General features: G+C 73.3%; 14 protein-coding genes. 9 read left to right on the forward strand and 5 right to left on the reverse strand.

Annotation, left to right across the window (positions count from 1 at the left end; genetic code table 11):
- Positions 1 to 33: 33 nt before the first annotated feature.
- On the reverse strand, positions 34 to 1,569 hold the full coding sequence (locus ACZ6S6_RS06800) for a purine-cytosine permease family protein (protein WP_469704223.1): 1,536 nt from the start codon (positions 1,567 to 1,569) through the stop codon (positions 34 to 36).
- Positions 1,570 to 1,680: 111 nt separating this feature from the next.
- Here ACZ6S6_RS06800 and ACZ6S6_RS06805 point away from each other — a divergent pair, with 111 nt between their 5' ends.
- Genes ACZ6S6_RS06805 through ACZ6S6_RS06815 form a run of 3 tightly spaced genes read left to right on the forward strand, consistent with a single transcriptional unit; the run spans position 1,681 to position 4,586 of the window.
- Positions 1,681 to 3,132, forward strand: coding sequence for a PucR family transcriptional regulator (locus ACZ6S6_RS06805; protein ID WP_362954382.1), 1,452 nt, complete (start codon positions 1,681 to 1,683; stop codon positions 3,130 to 3,132).
- Between the two features lie 54 nt (positions 3,133 to 3,186).
- Positions 3,187 to 3,969, forward strand: coding sequence for an MBL fold metallo-hydrolase (locus ACZ6S6_RS06810; protein WP_362954384.1), 783 nt, complete (start codon positions 3,187 to 3,189; stop codon positions 3,967 to 3,969).
- On the forward strand, positions 3,966 to 4,586 hold the full coding sequence (locus ACZ6S6_RS06815; RefSeq protein ID WP_362954385.1) for a DedA family protein: 621 nt from the start codon (positions 3,966 to 3,968) through the stop codon (positions 4,584 to 4,586). Before ACZ6S6_RS06810 ends, ACZ6S6_RS06815 begins: the two co-directional genes overlap by 4 nt.
- Positions 4,587 to 4,701: 115 nt before the next feature.
- Here ACZ6S6_RS06815 and ACZ6S6_RS06820 read toward each other — a convergent pair whose 3' ends face one another.
- Positions 4,702 to 5,967, reverse strand: coding sequence for an aminotransferase class I/II-fold pyridoxal phosphate-dependent enzyme (locus ACZ6S6_RS06820; protein WP_362954387.1), 1,266 nt, complete (start codon positions 5,965 to 5,967; stop codon positions 4,702 to 4,704).
- 209 nt (positions 5,968 to 6,176) lie between these two features.
- On the opposite strand from ACZ6S6_RS06820, the gene ACZ6S6_RS06825 reads away from it, so the two are divergent.
- The 3 genes from ACZ6S6_RS06825 (at position 6,177) to ACZ6S6_RS06835 (ending at position 9,430) form a co-directional block, all read left to right on the forward strand.
- The gene (locus ACZ6S6_RS06825; protein ID WP_362954389.1) at positions 6,177 to 7,331 is read left to right on the forward strand and encodes a mandelate racemase/muconate lactonizing enzyme family protein; all 1,155 of its coding nucleotides are present in this window, start codon (positions 6,177 to 6,179) and stop codon (positions 7,329 to 7,331) included.
- Positions 7,328 to 8,356 carry a zinc-dependent alcohol dehydrogenase gene (locus ACZ6S6_RS06830; protein WP_469704224.1) on the forward strand — a complete coding sequence of 343 codons (1,029 nt, stop codon included), beginning with the start codon at positions 7,328 to 7,330 and terminating at the stop codon, positions 8,354 to 8,356. Before ACZ6S6_RS06825 ends, ACZ6S6_RS06830 begins: the two co-directional genes overlap by 4 nt.
- Positions 8,357 to 8,446: 90 nt before the next feature.
- Positions 8,447 to 9,430, forward strand: coding sequence for a hypothetical protein (locus ACZ6S6_RS06835; RefSeq protein WP_469704225.1), 984 nt, complete (start codon positions 8,447 to 8,449; stop codon positions 9,428 to 9,430).
- Between the two features lie 50 nt (positions 9,431 to 9,480).
- Here the strand turns inward: ACZ6S6_RS06835 and ACZ6S6_RS06840 are convergent, their stop codons facing one another.
- Complete coding sequence (locus tag ACZ6S6_RS06840; protein ID WP_469704226.1) at positions 9,481 to 10,332, reverse strand: SMP-30/gluconolactonase/LRE family protein; 852 nt, start codon at positions 10,330 to 10,332, stop codon at positions 9,481 to 9,483.
- Positions 10,329 to 11,102 (reverse strand): IclR family transcriptional regulator, encoded by a 774-nt coding sequence (locus tag ACZ6S6_RS06845; RefSeq protein WP_362954396.1) that lies wholly within the window; start codon positions 11,100 to 11,102, stop codon positions 10,329 to 10,331. The genes ACZ6S6_RS06840 and ACZ6S6_RS06845 overlap by 4 nt, the downstream gene beginning before the upstream one ends.
- A gap of 240 nt (positions 11,103 to 11,342) precedes the next feature.
- Between ACZ6S6_RS06845 and ACZ6S6_RS06850 the strand changes: the two genes are divergently transcribed.
- From ACZ6S6_RS06850 to ACZ6S6_RS06860, 3 genes are all read left to right on the forward strand, one after another.
- On the forward strand, positions 11,343 to 12,848 hold the full coding sequence (locus ACZ6S6_RS06850) for a phosphatase PAP2 family protein (protein WP_469704227.1): 1,506 nt from the start codon (positions 11,343 to 11,345) through the stop codon (positions 12,846 to 12,848).
- Positions 12,849 to 13,082: 234 nt separating this feature from the next.
- A complete protein-coding gene (locus tag ACZ6S6_RS06855; RefSeq protein ID WP_469704228.1) occupies positions 13,083 to 13,892 on the forward strand; it encodes a class I SAM-dependent methyltransferase in 810 nt (269 codons plus the stop codon).
- Positions 13,893 to 13,985: 93 nt separating this feature from the next.
- On the forward strand, positions 13,986 to 14,339 hold the full coding sequence (locus tag ACZ6S6_RS06860; RefSeq protein ID WP_362954401.1) for a VOC family protein: 354 nt from the start codon (positions 13,986 to 13,988) through the stop codon (positions 14,337 to 14,339).
- Between the two features lie 67 nt (positions 14,340 to 14,406).
- Here ACZ6S6_RS06860 and ACZ6S6_RS06865 read toward each other — a convergent pair whose 3' ends face one another.
- Positions 14,407 to 16,380 carry a DUF5107 domain-containing protein gene (locus ACZ6S6_RS06865; protein ID WP_469704229.1) on the reverse strand — a complete coding sequence of 658 codons (1,974 nt, stop codon included), beginning with the start codon at positions 16,378 to 16,380 and terminating at the stop codon, positions 14,407 to 14,409.
- Between the last annotated feature and the right edge of the window lie 230 nt (positions 16,381 to 16,610).

Here is a 16,610-nt window from a genome sequence, read left to right on the forward strand (position 1 = left end):
CTGGATACAGGGGGGCGGGGAAGGAGGCCGGGGTCAGAGCGCCGCGGCCGGTTCGGGGGCGGGTTCCTCGTCGGTGCTGGTGATCGGCGGGACCGGGGTGTCCGAGGCCCGGACGAAGCGGGGCCCGTCCGGCCCGTACACCGCACGCGGCTCGGGGAACACGGTCAGCAGGCCGAGGTAGAGCACCGCCGCGAGGATCAGGCCGACCGGCAGCGAGATGTCCGTGCCGTTGGCGAGGTCGCCGAGCGGGCCGACGAACTGGCCGGGCAGGTTGGTGAAGAGGAGCGCCACCGAGGCGGAGACCAGCCAGGTGGCGAGACCGCGCCAGTTCCAGCCGTGGTTGAACCAGTAGCGGCCGCCGGTCTGCCTGCGGTTGAAGACCTGGAGCGCGTCAGCGTCGTACCAGCCGCGCCGGGTGACGTAGCCCAGGGCCATCACGATCATCCACGGGGCGGTGCAGGTGATGATCAGGGTCGCGAACGTGGAGATGGACTGCGCGAGGTTGAGTGCGAACCGGCCGAAGAAGATGAAGGCGATCGACAGGGCTCCGACGAAGAACGTCGACTGCACGCGGCTGAAGCGGGTGAACACGCTGGAGACGTCGAGGCCGGTGCCGTACAGCGCGGTCGTGCCGGTGGAGAGGCCGCCGATCAGGGCGATCAGGCAGAGCGGCAGGAAGTACCAGCCGGGCGAGATGGCGAGCAGTCCGCCGACGTAGTTGGGAGCGTCCGGGTCGATGTACTTCGCGGCCTTCGTGGCGATGATCGACGCGGTGGCGAGGCCGAAGACGAAGGGCAGCAGCGTGGCGAGCTGGGCGAGGAACGCCGCGCCCATGATCCGGCGGCGCGGGGTGTCGGCCGGGATGTAGCGCGACCAGTCGCCGAGGAAGGCGCCGAACGAGACGGGGTTGGACAGCACGATCAGCGCGGCGCCGACGAAGGACGGCCAGAACAGCGGGTCGGCGGTGGAGGCGAAGGAGCCCGCGTACCCGGCGTCGAAGTCCCCGGCGAAGGCGAAGGCGCCCAGGACGAACAGGGCCGAGGCCGCCACCACCGCGATCTTGTTGACCAGCAGCATGAAGCGGAAGCCGTAGACGCACACCACCAGGACGAGCCCGGCGAAGATCGCGTAGGCGATGCCGTACGTGATGTCGGTCTCGGGGACGTCCACGAGCCGGTGCGCGCCGCCGACGAGCGCGTCGCCCGACGACCAGACCGAGATCGAGAAGAACGCGACCGCGGTGAGCAGCGAGAGGAACGAACCGACGACCCTGCCGTGCACACCGAGGTGGGCGGAGGAGGAGACGGCGTTGTTGGTGCCGTTGCGCGGGCCGAACAGCGACATGGGGGCGAGCAGCAGCGCACCGGCGAGGAGACCGAGGACGGTCGCGGCGAGGCCCTGCCAGAAGGAGAGGCCGAAAAGGATCGGGAAGGCGCCCAGTACACAGGTCGCGAAGGTGTTGGCGCCGCCGAAGGCGAGCCTGAAGAGGTCGACGGGGCGGGCGGTGCGGTCCGTGTCGGGGATCCGCTCCACTCCATTGGTCTCGACTTCGGTGATCGAGGTAGTCACGGACGCTCCACCTGCTGTTCGTGCTGTTCATGCGCGGGACTGGCCCCTCAGTGTGTGGGTACCGGCCACGGTGGGCAATTGTGAAAGTCACAGAGGGATACCCTGCTTTCTGTGGCTACCAACAAACTGACGGTCGAGGATCTGCTCTCGTTCCCGGCGCTCCAGCTCACCGTGCGGGCCGGCAGCGGCGGTCTCGGCCGGTCCGTCTCCTGGGCCCACGCGAGCGAGCTCGCCGATCCGACACCGTGGCTGCTCGGCGCCGAGGTGATCATGACGACGGGGCTCGCGGTGCCGCGTACCGCCGCGGGTCAGCGTGCCTATCTGGAGCGGCTGGACGACGCCGGTGTCTCCGCGCTGGCGCTCTCGGCGCAGCTGCACATGCCGCCGCTGCACGACGCGTTCTTCCGGGCGGCCGAGGAGCGCGGCTTCCCGGTCCTTGAGGTGCCGCTCGCGGTGCCCTTCATCGCCGTGTCCCAGGAGGTGGCCGCCTCGGTGCAGGAGGACGCCCGGCACCGGCTGGGCGCCCAGTTGCAGGTGTTCGGTTCGCTGCGCTGGCTGGTCGCCGAGGATCTGGACACCCCCACGCTGCTGCGCCGTCTGGAGCGGCTGTCGGGGTACGACGTCTATCTCTGCACTCCGCAGGGGCGCCCGCTGCTGCCGGGGGTGCCGGTGCCCGATCCGGGGGTGCTGCCCGACTCGGCGGACGCGCCGCCGACCGTTCCGGGCGGTTTCGTGCTGCCGGTGCCGGCGCCGGGCGGTCCGGCGGGCTTCCTGGTGGCGTACGAGCGGGAGGGCGCCCAGCCCGCGGGGCTCGCCGTCGTCCAGCACATCGCCACGGTGGCGGCGCTGCGGGTCGCGATGGTGCGCACCGAGCGCGAGACGCTGCGGCGTGAGGGCGCGGAGACGCTGGCCGAGCTGCTGCAGGAGGTGCTCGACCCGGAGACGGCGCGGCGCCGGCTGGCGCGGCACGCGATCGAGGGCGACACGGTGCTGATCGTGGTGCGCGGCGCCACGGACGAGGCGCTGCTGCGCTGCCTCCAGGACCAGCCGCATCTGCTGCTGACCTGGGGCGAGGACCGTTATGTGCTGGGCTCCGGGGAGCTGGCCGCGGAGATCGGCGCGCTGCCCGATGTGGCGGCCGGGATGAGCCGCCCGTTCCTGCCGGGCGCGGCCCTGCGGGTGGCGCAGCGCGAGGCGCTGTGGGCGGTGTCGAAGGCCGTCGAGTCCGGCCGGCCCGTGGTCCGCTACGGCGACGACTCGACGGGCCGCTGGCTGCCAGACGATCCGGCGGTGCTGACGGCGCTGGTCGAGCACGTGCTCGGTGAGGTGCTGCGCTACGACGCGTCCCATGACTCGCAGCTGCTGGTCTCGGTCCGCACCTGGATGGAGCGCGACCGCCGAACGGAGACGGCGGCGGCCGCCCTCCATATCCACCCGAACACCCTCGCGTACCGGCTGCGGCGCTTCGGTACGCTGGCGGACCGGGACCTGGGGTCGACGGGGGCGCTGGCCGAGGTCTGGCTCGCGATCCAGGCGGCGGGCACGCTGGGCCTCACGGACTGAGCGCGACGACTGCCCGTAGGCTCGACAGCGGGTCCGGGGAACAGGAGGCGGCGCGTGCCGGTGGAAGTCACCTGGTGGGGTCATGCCACCTGCACGATCGAGGACTCCGGGGTCCGGGTCCTGACCGACCCCCTCTTCGTCCGGCGCATCGCGCATCTGCGCCGCCGGCGCGGTGAGCTGCCCGGCCCGGCGGCCGCCGTCGCCGACGTCGTCCTCATCTCGCATCTGCACTCCGACCATCTGCATCTGCCGTCGCTGGCCCGCATCGCCCCGGGCAGCCGGCTGATCCTGCCGCTGGGGGCCGTCCGGGCGGTTCCCGGGCTGCGGCTGCTGCGCAGGGTGCGCGGGCTGCGGATCACCGAGGTGGCGGCCGGCGACGAGGTGCGCGTCGGTGAGGTGCGGATCCGGGCGGTTCCGGCACTGCACGACGGGCGGCGCCTGCCGGTGGGCCCGCACCGCTCCCCCGCGCTGGGTTACGTCGTCGAGGGCGCGTCGCGCACCTACTTCGCCGGCGACACCGGCCTGTTCGACGACATGGCGCGGGTGGTCGGCCCGGTGGACGTGGCGCTGCTGCCGGTCGGCGGCTGGGGGCCGTATCTGGGCCACAGCCATCTCGACGCGGGGCGCGCCGCCGAGGCGCTGGCCCGGCTGTCGCCGCGCTCGGCCGTGCCGGTGCACTACGGGACGTACTGGCCGATCGGGATGGACGGTATCCGGCCGCACGAGTTCCATTCGCCGGGTGACGAGTTCGTCCGTCAGGCGGCGCTGCTGGCGCCGCGGGTGGCGGTGCACCGGCTGGAGCACGGCGAGCATGTCCGGCCGGAGGCCGACGGGTGATCCACGAGGTCGTGAGCCGGCTGCCGCCGGAGTCGACGCAGCAGGCGGTCGGCTATCCCTCGCTGTTCCTGCTGGTGGCGCTGGGCGCCCTGGTGCCGGTGGTGCCGACGGGTGCGCTGGTCAGCTCGGCGGCGGTGGTGGCGTTCCACCAGTCGTCACCGTTCGCGCTGCTGTACGTCTTCGCGGCCGCCTCGGCGGCGGCGTTCCTCGGGGACATCTGCCTGTACTGGCTGGGTCAGCGCGGGGTGGGGTCGAAGAACGGTTCCAAGTGGCTGCGGGTGATCAGCGAGCGGGCCGCTCCGGAGCGGCTCGCGCAGGCGCAGCGGAAGCTGGACGAGCACGGCGCGATGGTGCTGGTGCTGTCCCGGCTGGTGCCGGCCGGGCGGATCCCGGTGATGCTGGCGTGTCTGCTGGGCCGGATGCCGATGCGGAGGTTCGCCCGCGGGGATGTGCCGGCCTGTCTGGCGTGGGCCGCCACGTATCAGCTGATCGGCATCCTGGGCGGCTCGCTGTTCCCCGAGCCGTGGCAGGGCGTGGTGGCGGCGGTCGGTCTGACGCTGCTGATCAGCGGGGCGCCCGCGCTGTGGCGCCGGCTGCGGGTGCGGTTCGGCCACTGACGGGTGGCCGGCCCGTCGCCCCGGCGGATCGGCAGGCGTGCGTCAGCCGAGTACGTCGCGGGAGTACGCCACCCGCGGTACGTCGCCGAAGACCGCAGTACGTCGTCAAAGTACGTCAGCGGAGTTCGTCGAGTGCGGCCCGGAAGACGCCCAGGGCTGCCGCGACATGGGGCAGTTCGAGGGGCTGCGCCGCGGTGAGGGACTGCATCTGCTGGTCCGGGGTCGATCCGAGCAGCGGTCCGGTGCCCAGCCTTACCCGCAGCGCCCCGAGTTCGTCGCCGAACCGGTGGCCGCCGGGGACCGGTGCGCCGAGCCTCTCGGACAGGTACTCCTCCAGCTCCAGCGAGTCCGTGACGCCGCGGGCGGCGAGCCGGGACCTGAGCGGGCCGAGGTCCGCGTACAGGTGGCGGCCGGCCTGCGGGGGCCGGGCCAGTGCGCCCGTGGCGAGCACCGCCCGGTGGGCCTCGGCGGCGATCCGGGCCTGCATCGCGGCGGCCCGGCGGACCCGCTCCGTGACGGCGTCCGGTTCGCGCAGCGCGTGCGCGGCGGCCGCCGCGACCGGTCCGGCGACGAAGGCGCCGAGCGCGGTGAGGATGTCGAGGGTACGGGCGTGGCGGACCGCCGCCCGGCCGGTGTCCGGGAACCGGGCGACCGCGACCGGCCAGGCGGACGGGGTCAGCGCACCGGCCAGGTCGGAGATCACCGTCACGTCGTCGGGGCACATCTCGGCCGGGCTCAGCAGCACCGTGTCGTGCGGCCGGTGCAGGGTGTCGCGCCAGGTCTCGTCGCTGACGATGTGCAGCCCCTCGGCGACGGCGGCCTCGCATGCCTCGCGCACGAGTTCCGGCGGGGCGACGGTGGCGGTGGGGTCGTCGACGACGGAGATCAGCAGCAGCCGGGGACGGCCGCCCTCGGCCCGCACCCTGCGCACGGTCTCCAGCAGCGCGTACGGGTCGGGCACGCCGCCGCACTCGGCGGGCGTCGGCACGTGGTAGGCGGGTCTGCCCAGCAGCCGGGCCTGCGGGATCCAGGCGGCGGGGCAGGGGCGCGGCATCAGCACATCGCCGCCGTGCGCGGCGATCAGGGCGAGCAGCAGCGCGGAGGTGCCCGGCGCCGCGGCGATGTGTTCGGGGCCGCCGCGCAGTCCGCGCCGGTCCCAGTAGGCGCGGGCCGCCTCGCGCAGGTCCGCCGAACCGCCGGCCGGCTCGGGCAGTCCGCTGCCGGCCGCCGCCGCCAGCACCTCGGCCAGTTCGGGCAGGACCGGCAGGCCGGGGCCGGGCGCGGGCGGTCCGTACCGTACGGGCCCGCGGTCCTCCCGGACTCCGGGTGCGCCGCGCCCGGCCCGCCCGCGTCCCTGACGCCCGGTCCGCTCCCGGCCCATCCGGGCCTCCTTCGCCGCCGCTCGGTCACCCGGCCCGTCGACCGGCCGTGTCCGCCCCTTTATACGAGGGAATGGAGCGCGGCGCCCGGCGGGCCGGGAACCGTACCGGCCGTGACGGCCCCATTGACACCCGCCCCGCCGCGTCATTACGGTCGCGCCAGCATTTCGAACGAGTGACGATATATCGAACAAGTCGAGGGGCAGCTTCCTTGCGCATCACCGGAATCAGTACGCACGTGGTCGGAACGCCCTGGCGCAACCTCACCTATGTGCGGGTGCACACCGACGAGGGGCTCACCGGTGTGGGCGAGACGCGGATGCTCGGCCGCACCGATGCGCTGATCGGCTATCTGCGCGAGGCGGAGGCCAACCACGTCGCCGGTTCGGACCCGTTCGCCGTGGAGGACCTGGTACGCCGGATGAAGTACGGCGACTACGGACGGGCCGGCGAGATCGTGATGTCGGGCATCGCGGTCGTCGAGATGGCCTGCTGGGACATCAAGGGCAAGGCGCTCGGCGTCCCGGTCTGGCAGCTGCTCGGCGGAAAGGTCACCGACCGGGTCAAGGCGTACGCCAACGGCTGGTACACCACCGAACGCACCCCCGAGGCGTACCACGAGGCGGCGTCCGCGGTCGTCGCACGCGGCTACCGGGCGCTGAAGATCGACCCGTTCGGCACCGGCCACTTCGAGCTGGGCCAGGAGGAGACCCGGTACGCGGTGTCGCTGATCGAGGCGGTCCGGGACGCGATCGGCCCCGACACCGAACTGATGCTGGAGATGCACGGCCGGTTCAGCCCCTCGACGGCGGTGCGGATCGCGCACGAGATGGCGCCGTTCCGGCCGGCCTGGCTGGAGGAGCCGGTACCGCCGGAGAACCTCAAGGCGCTCGCCAAGGTGGCCGGCCGGGTCGATGTGCCGATCGCGACGGGTGAGCGCATCCATGACCGCGTCGAGTTCCGCGAGCTGTTCGAGTCGCAGGCCGCCGACATCATCCAGCCGGACGTCGGTCACATCGGCGGCATCCTGGAGACGCGGAAGCTCGCCGCGACCGCCGAGACCCACTACACGCTGATCGCCCCGCACAACGTGGGCGGCTCGGTGCTGACGGCGGCCAGTCTCCAGGTCGCGGGCTGCACCCCCAACTTCAAGATCCTTGAGCACTTCAATGACTTCGCCGACGCGGACATCAAGAACGTCGTGCGGGGCGCCCCGCAGGTCGACCCCGCGACCGGCTGCTTCGAACTCTCCGACGCCCCCGGCCTCGGGGTGGAGCTCGATGTGGACGCCGCCGCCGAATTCCCGCAGCAGCGGGCGCGGTTCGATCTCTGGTCCGACGGCTGGGAGAAGAGGCAGCCCAAGTGAGCGGCGGACCCGCCCGCTCGCGGGCGATCACGGTCGACCGGCCGGGCGAGCACCGGCTGACCGACGGCCCGGTTCCGGAGCCCGGCCGGGGCGAGGTCCGGGTACGGGTCGCCGCGGCCGGGATCTGCATGAGCGACCGGGAGGTGTACGACGGTCATCGCGACCCCCGCTACGTGCGCTACCCGGTGGTGCCGGGACACGAGTGGTCCGGAGTGGTCGAGGCCGTGGGCGCGGGCGTCGATCCGGCCCTGACCGGCCGCCGTACGGTCGCCGAGGGGTTCCGCTCCTGCGGCGGCTGCGAGCGGTGCCGAGGCGGCGAGACCTCGCTCTGCACGGCCGGGTACGACGAGACGGGGTTCACCCGGCCCGGAGCGTTCGCCGACCATGTCGTGGTGCCCGCGCGGCTGCTCCACCCGCTGGCCGGCGACGCCGACCTGCGCGCGGCCGCGCTGCTGGAGCCCGCGGCCGTGGTCGCGGCGGCGGTGCGGGCGGGCACGCCCGAACCGGGCGAGCGGATCGCGGTGGTGGGCGCCGGGACGCTCGGGCTGCTCGCGGTGCAGCTGCTGGCCGCGGTGTCGCCCGGTGAGCTGACGGTGATCGATCCGAGGGACGAACGGGCGGGCCAGGCACTGGCGTTCGGGGCGAGCGAGGCGCTGAGCCCCGAAGAGGCCGCGGAGATGCGCGGCCGCTACGACCTGGTCGTGGAGACGGCGGGGGCCCCGACCACCGCCGCCGACGCCTGCCTCCTCGCGCGGCGCGGCGGCCGGGTGGTCCTCACCGGGATGTTCGCCGCCGGGGCCACCGGTATCGACCCGGTGCATCTGTCGCTGAGCCAGCTCACCGTGCGCAGCGTGTTCGGCGCCTCCTCGGCGTCCTGGTCCTACGCGGTCCGGGCGTTCAGCGCGGGGCTGCTCGATCCGGCCGCGCTGATCACGCACGAGTTCCCGCTGGAGCGGTTCGCGGACGCCGTGGCGCTGGTCGGGGGCGGCGCACCGGGGACGGGCAAGGTGCTGATGCGTCCCTGAGGGCTGTCGCGTGATCCCCGGCGGGCGGCCGGCCCCCGCATCCCCCCTTTCCCGAACCTCGTCCGACCCACCGAACACGAAAGGTCGCTCATGACCTCCGCTTCCCCCGCCCCGTCCGGATCCCGCCCCGGCGTCCGGCGTCCGGGCGAGCCCGCGCTCACCGCGCTCGGGCTCGGCGCCCCGGCCGTGGACCCGGCCGACGCCTCCCCGCACACCTTCCCCGACGGCGGCACCTGGCGGACCGAGATCCCGTCGGTGGAGGGGCCCGAGGCGCTCTCCGTCGTACTGAAGGAGAGCGCGCGGCTCGATGTCCCCGTCCACCGGATCAGCCAGGGCAGCGGGATCTGGATGCTCAGCGACGCCGAGATCATCGAGATGGCCGGAGGCTGCGCCGAACGCGGCATCGAGCTCTGCCTGTTCACCGGTCCGCGCGGCAGCTGGGACACCGGCGCCTCGTTCCGCACCGACTCGGGCGGGGCCGGGCCGCGCGCCCGCGGCCATGACGCCCTGGCCGGCTGCGTCGAAGACGCCCTGCGGGCATCGGAACTGGGCGTGAAGTGCCTGCTCGTGGCCGACGAAGGGGTGCTCTGGACCCTGCACCGGCTGCGCGCCCAGGGGGCGTTGCCCGCCGACACGACATTCAAGGTGTCGGCCCTGATCGGTCCGGTGAACCCGGCCTCCTACGCCGTCCACGAACAGCTCGGCGCGGACTCGGTCAACATCCCGTCCGATCTGACGCTCGCTCACTTCACCGAGATCCGGCGGGTGTCGGCCGCGCCGATGGATCTGTACATCGAGGCTCCGGACGACCTCGGCGGCTATGTGCGGATGTACGAGGCGGCCGAGCTGATCCGGCGCGGCGCCCCGCTCTATCTGAAGTTCGGGCTGTCCAGGGCGCCCGGCATCTATCCGTACGGCGCCCAGCTGCGCGATGCCGCCCTGGACACGGCCCGTGAGCGGGTCCGGCGCGGCCGGCTCGTCCTGGACCTGCTGGCCCGGCACGGCGCCGACGGGAACATGTCGCCGCTGGGCTCCCGGCTGCCCGGCACGCTGCGCCGCTTCCCGACGCCGTGAGCCGCCGCCGGGCGGGGCCGTATCGGGGCCCGCCCGGCGATCCGGGTGCCTCAGCCCGCGAACGCCGTGCCGGGCATTCCCTGGCCCGCGTCCGGCAGGACCAGCAGCGAGCCGGAGAGCGGGTGCGGGGCGTCGAGGCCCGCGCGGGCCGTGGAGATGTACAGGTCTCGCAGCTCCCGGCCGCCGAAGGCACAGGCCGTCGGCCGTCGTACCGGCAATGCGACGGTGCGCTCCAGCGTGCCGTCCGCCGTGTAGCGGCGCAGCGCGGCCCCGTCCCACAGGGCGACCCAGACGGCCCCCTCCGCGTCCACCGTCAGCCCGTCGGGGAAGCCGGCCCCCTCCTCCACGGTGGCGAACGGGCGGCGGCCGACGACCTGTTCACCGTCCACGTCGAAGACGTCGATCCGGCGGGTCGGCGTGTCGATGTAGTACATCAGCCGGCCGTCCGGGCTCCACCCGGTGCCGTTGCTGCACGCCACCAGGGGCAGCACCCGGGCGGCCGTGCCGTCGGGTGCGACGCGGGTGAGGCTCCCGCCCACCTCCGTGTCGTCGTAGCGCATGGTGCCCGCCCACAGCGACCCGTCCGGCGCCACCGCCGCGTCGTTGCCGCGCCGTCCCGGTTCGGCGTCGTGGACCAGCCAGCGGAAGGCGCCGTCCGCGTCGTACAGCCCGATACCGTCGCGCAGATTCACGACCAGGCCGCCGCCCGCCCGTGGCTTGGCCGCTCCGACGTGCTGTTCGGTGGCCATGACCGTACGCCGGCCGGTGGCCGGGTCGTAGGTGTGGATCCGGGCGGAGAGGATGTCGACCCAGATCAGCCGGCCGGTGGCCGGGTCCCAGGTCGGGCCCTCACCGAGGGCGGCGTGCTCGCGGACGGCGACATCGAGACGCGGGCGGCTCACTTCCGGCCCCCGTGGTGTCCGAGCCGGCCGGAGAGCGCCTCCGCGCCGTCGGCGGCGAGAGAGGCCAGCTCCTGTTCCCGCTCGTCGCTCCAGCGGATCATGGGGACGGAGATGGAGAGCGCGGCGACGACCCGGCCCGCCCGGTCCCGTACGGGCGCGGCCACACAGCTCACATCGGGGTTGGACTCCCGGTGCTCCACGGCGATGCCCCGCTCCCGGACAGCGGCGAGCGCGGTACGCAGCTCCCCTTCGTCGGTGATGCTGTCCGGGGTCATGCCGGTGAGTTCGAGGCCGTCGAGGCGGGCGTCGAGTTCCCGGTCGGGCAGGGCCGCGAGCAGCATCTTGCCGACGGACGTGCAGTGGGCGGGCAGCTTGCGGCCGGCCGCCGAGACCATCCGGACCGCGTGGGTGGAGTCCACCTTGGCGATGTAGATGACGTCGGTCTCCTCCAGGATCGCCACATGGACGGTCTCCCCGCACGTCTCGGCGACCTGCTGGGCCACCCGCCGGCCCTCGGCTGCGAGGTCGAGCTGCTCGGCGTACCGGCTGCCGAGCTGGTACGTACGGACGCCGAGGCGGTAGCGGCCGGGCTGGTCGGGGGTGGTGACCAGGTAGGAACGGGCGGCCAGCGTGGTGAGCAGCTCATGGACGGTGGTGCGGGGCAGCTGGAGCTTGCGGGTGACCTCGGGCGCGGAGAGCGTACCGTCGCCGTCGAGGAAGAGTTCGAGCACGTCCAGCGCCCTGGTCACCGCTGGGACAAGTCGTCCCATGGTCGTGCACCACCCTCTCGCGTTCGACATTCCGGCCAGTGACCGGCATCACGAACACAGGCTAAGGGCGGCGCGCTTGTCCGGGCAATGACGACGTGACGTCCGGCACCCGAACCATGCGTGATTTCACCGCGATTCTCCCGTTATGTCACTGGGTGTGGGGCGGGTGGCGCCGTCCGGACCGTGCGGTCCGGGCGCGCCTGTTGATTCGGGGAGGCCGGGCAGGGTATTCGGTGTCCCATGTCGTCACCGAGCAACCCTTCACACCTGCCGAGCTCCGCCGGACTGCGGAGCCTGCTGCACCGATGCGATCTCGCCGTGTTCCAGGAGCTGGCCCGACGGCACTGGCCGGCCGCCGCACCCGTGCTGCCCCGGCTCAGCCGCAGCGCCAATCACGGGCTGCTGTGGGCCGGCGCCGCGGCGGGCATGGCCGCGTTCGGCGGCAGTGCCAGGGCCCGGCGGGCCGCGGTGCGCGGGATCGCCTCGATGGCGGTGGCCTCGGCCGCGATCAACACGGTCGGCAAGGGCGCGGTCCGCAGGGAGCGGCCGATACTGGACGCCGTGCCGGTGATACGACAGCTCAAGCGTCAGCCGTTCACCACGTCGTTCCCGTCCGGGCACGCCGCGTCGGCCGCCGCCTTCGCCACCGGGGTGGCCCTGGAGTCGAAGGGCTGGGGAGCGGTCGTCGCGCCCGTCGCGCTGTCCGTGGCCGCCTCCCGTATCTACACCGGCGTCCACTACCCGAGCGATGTGCTGGCCGGTGCGGCGCTGGGCATAGGCGCCGCGTTCGCCCTGCGCGGCGTCGTACCGACCCGGGGGCAGTTGCCCGCACCCGGCAGGCCTCCCGCCCATGCCCCCTCGCTGCCCGACGGGCAGGACCTGGTCGTCGTGGTGAACGAGGCGTCCGGGACGGCCACGGCCACGGCCGCGCTGGTCCGGGACGCGCTGCCCAACGCCGAAGTGGTCGAGTGTCCCCCCGAGGAGCTCTCGGCCGAGCTGGAGAAGGCCGCGGGGCGGGGCCGGGCGCTGGGTGTATGCGGCGGTGACGGCACGGTCAACCAGGCGGCGGCGGTGGCCTCCGTGCACGGTCTGCCGCTGGCCGTATTTCCCGGCGGGACGCTGAACCACTTCGCGTACGACCTGGGCATCGAGACCGTGGCCGACGCCTGTGCCGCGATCGGCGCGGGCGATGCGGTCCGGGTGGACCTCGGCCGCTTCCGGCCGGGCCCCGACGGACCCGGCGGCGCCCACGGCTACTTCCTCAACGCGTTCAGCATGGGCGTCTATCCGGAGCTGGTCCGGACGCGCGAGCGCTGGTCCCCGAGGATCGGCGGCTGGCCGGCCGGGGTGCTGGCCGCGTTCCAGGTGCTGCGCGGCGAACGCCCCCTGGAGGCCGAACTCCAGGGACGGCGACGGCCGCTGTGGCTGCTGTTCGTCGGCAACGGCCTGTTCCAGCGGGTGGGCCCGGCGCCCGGCCGTCGGCACAACCTCGCGGACGGGCTGCTGGACATACGGGTGGTGCACGGCGGGCGGACTCCGGGGCTCCGGCTGCTGGCGGCGGCCGTCGCCGGCCCGCTGACCCGCTCCCCCATGCATGCCGCCGTCCGCCGTCACCGGGTGCGGATCTCCGGGCTCAAGCCCGGGACACCGTATGCGTACGACGGTGAAGTCGCCCACAGCCAGCGCGAGTTGATGATCGACAAGCTGCCGGAGGCGCTGACGGTGTACTGCCCGATGCAGGTGTGAGACCGGCCAGGACCGGGTGACCAGGGGCGGCCGACGCCACGTCGGCCGCCCCTTCGCATGCCCGCGCCACCGACCAGAACTGTCCCGCATCGCAAGATGGCCATCTCATTATTCGGCATCCGGGCGTACCGTGGCCGTACCGATCAGCGCTTCGCGGTTCACGTTTCGAGTTTCGCCGTTCACGTTTCGCGGCTCACGTTTCGAGTTTCGAGTTTCGAGAGAGGATCCACGGTCATGCCGAAGGAGACCGCCGTCTACACCCACGGCCACCACGACTCGGTGCTGCGCTCGCACCGCTGGCGCACCGCCGCCAACTCCGCGGGTTACCTCATCGGTGAACTGCGCCCCGGCATGAACGTGCTGGACGTGGGCTGCGGGCCCGGCACCATCACCGCGGACCTCGCCGCACTGGTCGCCCCCGGCCGGGTGACCGCCGTCGACACCACCCGCGAGATCCTGGACCAGGCCGCCGCGGTGGCAGCGGAACGCGGCCTGGAGAACCTGGAGTTCGCCACCGCCGATGTGCACGCCCTGGGCTTCCCCGACGACACCTTCGACGTGGTCCACGCCCACCAGGTGCTCCAGCATGTCGGGGACCCGGTGCAGGCGCTGCGCGAGATGCGACGCGTCTGCCGCCCCGGCGGTGTCGTCGCGGCCCGCGACAGCGACTACGCGGCGATGACCTGGTTCCCCGAGGTGCCGGTCATGGACGACTGGCTGGGGCTGTACCGCCGGGTGGCCCGCGCCAACGGGGGCGAACCGGACGCGGGCCGCCGGCTGCTCTCCTGGGCCCGGCAGGCCGGCTTCACCGACATCACCCCGACAGCCGCCGCCTGGTGCTTCGGCACCCCGGAGAGCCGGGACTGGTGGAGCGGCCTGTGGGCGGACCGTACCGTCGGCTCGGTCTACGCGGAGCTGGCGGTCGACGGCGGGCACGCGTCGGCCGAGCAGCTGACCGCGATCGCCGAGGCGTGGCGCAGCTGGGGTGCGCGGGACGACGGCTGGTTCATGGTCCCGCACGGCGAGGTGCTCTGCCGCGCATGAGCGCGCCGCCCCCGGCCGATGCCGGTGATTCGGGGGCGGCCCCCTCGGCCGAATCGATCACACACCGCTGACCGGCCAACTACCCTGTTCCGCATGGAAATCCTGGGAACCACGCTGCGTATCTGCGTCGACGACCTGGAGGCCGCGGTGGCCTTCTACGAGAACCTCACGGGCAGTTCGGCGCTGCGTTTCGAGCGCGGCGGGGTCTCCGTGGCCGCCATCAGCTGCTTCCTGCTGATGAGCGGCCCCGAGGCGGAGCTGGAGATCCTGCGCAAGGTGACGGCGACGATCGCGGTCAAGGACGTGGACGAGGCCAACGCCGCCCTGGCCCGGGTGGGCGCCCGGGTCATCGCCGGCCCCGTCCACACGCCCGCCGGCCGCAATCTGATCGCCGTCCACCCGGACGGTTCGGTCTTCGAGTACGTCGACCGGAACCTGGCGGCCTGAGTATCCGTCAGGCACGCATGAAACGACGGTAGTTCCACCCCCCATCCCTCCGGCAACAACCCACCCGTCAGGTGCGCGGACGCATCCGGTAGTTGTACATGTCCGGCAGCGGCTCGTCGTCCGTCAGCTCGGCCCACACCTCGTCCAGGATCTCCGCGCCCTCGCGGAGATCGGCGACCTCGAAGCCCTCGTCGAACAGGGCGCGGGCGGCAGCGCGGTCGCCCTGCGCGATCAGCAGCCTGGCCTCCAGCAGACGGAAGCGGCCGCGGCGGCGGATCTCCGGGAGCAGCCCGTCCCAGACAGTGCGGGCCGGTCCGGCCCGGCCCACTGTCAGCAGCGCCTCGATCGCCTCCCGGCCGAGGGCGGCGGTGGCCTCGGTCCAGGTGTCGCCGTCGTCCCGGCGTTCGGCGCACAGGTCGTCGAACGCCTCCGTGTAGTGGTCGGCCGCCCGCTCCCACTGACGGCTCTCCTGGGCGGCGACCGCGAGGCAGCGCAGCAGCGGCCAGCGGGACGGGGCCAGGGCCAGTCCGCGTTCCCAGCTGCGAACCGCCTGGGCGCGGTCGTCGGCGTGCCACTGAGCGATGCCGAGGTGGTACTCGGTGAGCGGTTCGGCGGAGGCCGTCTCCAGCATGTCGCGCCAGTGCGGGGAGACCAGGGAGGGGCCGGGCGGCGCCACCCGGCGCGGTTCGGGGAAGGTCCCCTGCTCCAGCAACTCCAGCCAGGGCGCCTGCTGTTCGCCGAGCGTGGACGCGGCGAAGGGAGTGCCGGGCAGCTTGTACCCGGCACGCCGTACTTCGAGCGCGCCCCAGCCGGACCCGGTGGCGAGGACCTCGCCCGGTTCGGTGTCGGCGCAGCGGCGCCAGGCCTCGTACGCGGCGTCCACATCGGCGCGCGGCAGCGCGGCGGCGAGCCGCTGTTCGGTCTCCGCACGGGCCGCGGACCAGTCGTCCCCGTGCACGGCCGCGGGGTCCGCCGACAGCGGTCCGTAGGACTCCAGCCAGCTGAACTCGCCGCCGGGCTCGAGCGGCACGTGTTCCAGCTGGGTACGGGCGAGTCCGGCCTGGATCTCCGCGTAGCCGACGGTGCCCGGCTCGGTGAGCCACTCCTGCCAGCGGCGGCCGCCGGGGCCGCTGCCCCAGAGGAAGAGCTTGCGGCCGCGCAGCAGGTCGGTGGAGGTCTGGACGAGCCCATGGCCGTTCTCGTCGAGGGAGGCGATCCAGCGGCGGGCGCCGTCGGGCACCTCGTAGAAGTAGTCGGCGGGGAAGTCGCTGCGCAGCGGGTACGTCCGGTCGACCGAGCCGCTCTCGGGGACCGGGACCCGGGTCAGCGTCCGCTCGTAGCCGAAGTGCCAGGCCTCGTCGGCCGGGGCCACCACCCGGGTGCGCTCGCCCTCCGCCACGGCGATGTTGGACCACCAGTAGACCGGTGCGGGGTGCTCGTGCGGATTGCGTATCCGTACGCCGACATGGAGGAAGTCGGAGTCGTCGGGCAGCCACAGGTCCACCTGGAACGGCAGGTCGCGCAGCCTCTCCCATTCCCAGAGCCGGACCATCTCGCCGCCGTCGGGCGCCGGGACCAGGGCGGCGTGCACCGGGGCGCAGGACAGGGTGGTGTGGCCGGTCGCGCCGATGTTCCACTCGATGCCGCCGGAGAACCAGGCGCCGTTGAGCGCGAAGTCGGCGGGCTGGAGCACGGGGTTGACGTAGACGAGATCCCGGCCCGTGGGCTTGTGGAGGAGGGAGTGGATACGGCCGCCGAACCCGGGCAGCACGGTGGCCCGCAGCCGGTCGTTCTCGATCACGATCACATCGAGGTCGGTGGGGGTGCGCTCACGTCCGTAACCGTCCAGGACGGCCACGGGCAGGACCGTGGCAAGGGGCTCGTGGCCGATCTGGCGGGCCATGTCACGGGGCAGATCGGCCCGGTCGCGGTCGTCGACGACATGCATCTCGTCGAGGGGCCGCAGCGCGGGCAACGGATTCTCCGGTCCCGTCGCCGCTGCGGGCAGGGTCAGTACGGCACGTCGTACGGTGGTGGCCAAGGCAACCTCGCTCCTCGCGCGGGCCGCCGCAGGTCCGGGCGCCCCCCGATGACCATGGAACACGCTGAACGCCGCACGGGCCAGGGGGTCGGCCGTCCGTCTTCGGTAAAAGCACCGGCCACCGGGTCGGTGAGCGGGGAGCCTGCCGAATAATCCGGGTGCGTTCCGTCCTCCCGACCGTAGGCTTGCCCCTCGGACGGTTTGCGGCAGGCGACAGAGACGGTGAAACA

This window comes from Streptomyces sp. NPDC048671 (assembly GCF_055587045.1).

Excerpts from the sequence above, each read along its gene's own strand:
- ACZ6S6_RS06845 (WP_362954396.1), bottom strand. The coding sequence starts at position 11,102 with ATGGGACGACTTGTCCCAGCGGTGACCAGGGCGCTGGACGTGCTCGAA.
- ACZ6S6_RS06855 (WP_469704228.1), top strand. The coding sequence starts at position 13,083 with ATGCCGAAGGAGACCGCCGTCTACACCCACGGCCACCACGACTCGGTG.
- ACZ6S6_RS06860 (WP_362954401.1), top strand. The coding sequence starts at position 13,986 with ATGGAAATCCTGGGAACCACGCTGCGTATCTGCGTCGACGACCTGGAG.
- ACZ6S6_RS06850 (WP_469704227.1), top strand. The coding sequence starts at position 11,343 with ATGTCGTCACCGAGCAACCCTTCACACCTGCCGAGCTCCGCCGGACTG.
- ACZ6S6_RS06835 (WP_469704225.1), top strand. The coding sequence starts at position 8,447 with ATGACCTCCGCTTCCCCCGCCCCGTCCGGATCCCGCCCCGGCGTCCGG.
- ACZ6S6_RS06820 (WP_362954387.1), bottom strand. The coding sequence starts at position 5,967 with ATGGGCCGGGAGCGGACCGGGCGTCAGGGACGCGGGCGGGCCGGGCGC.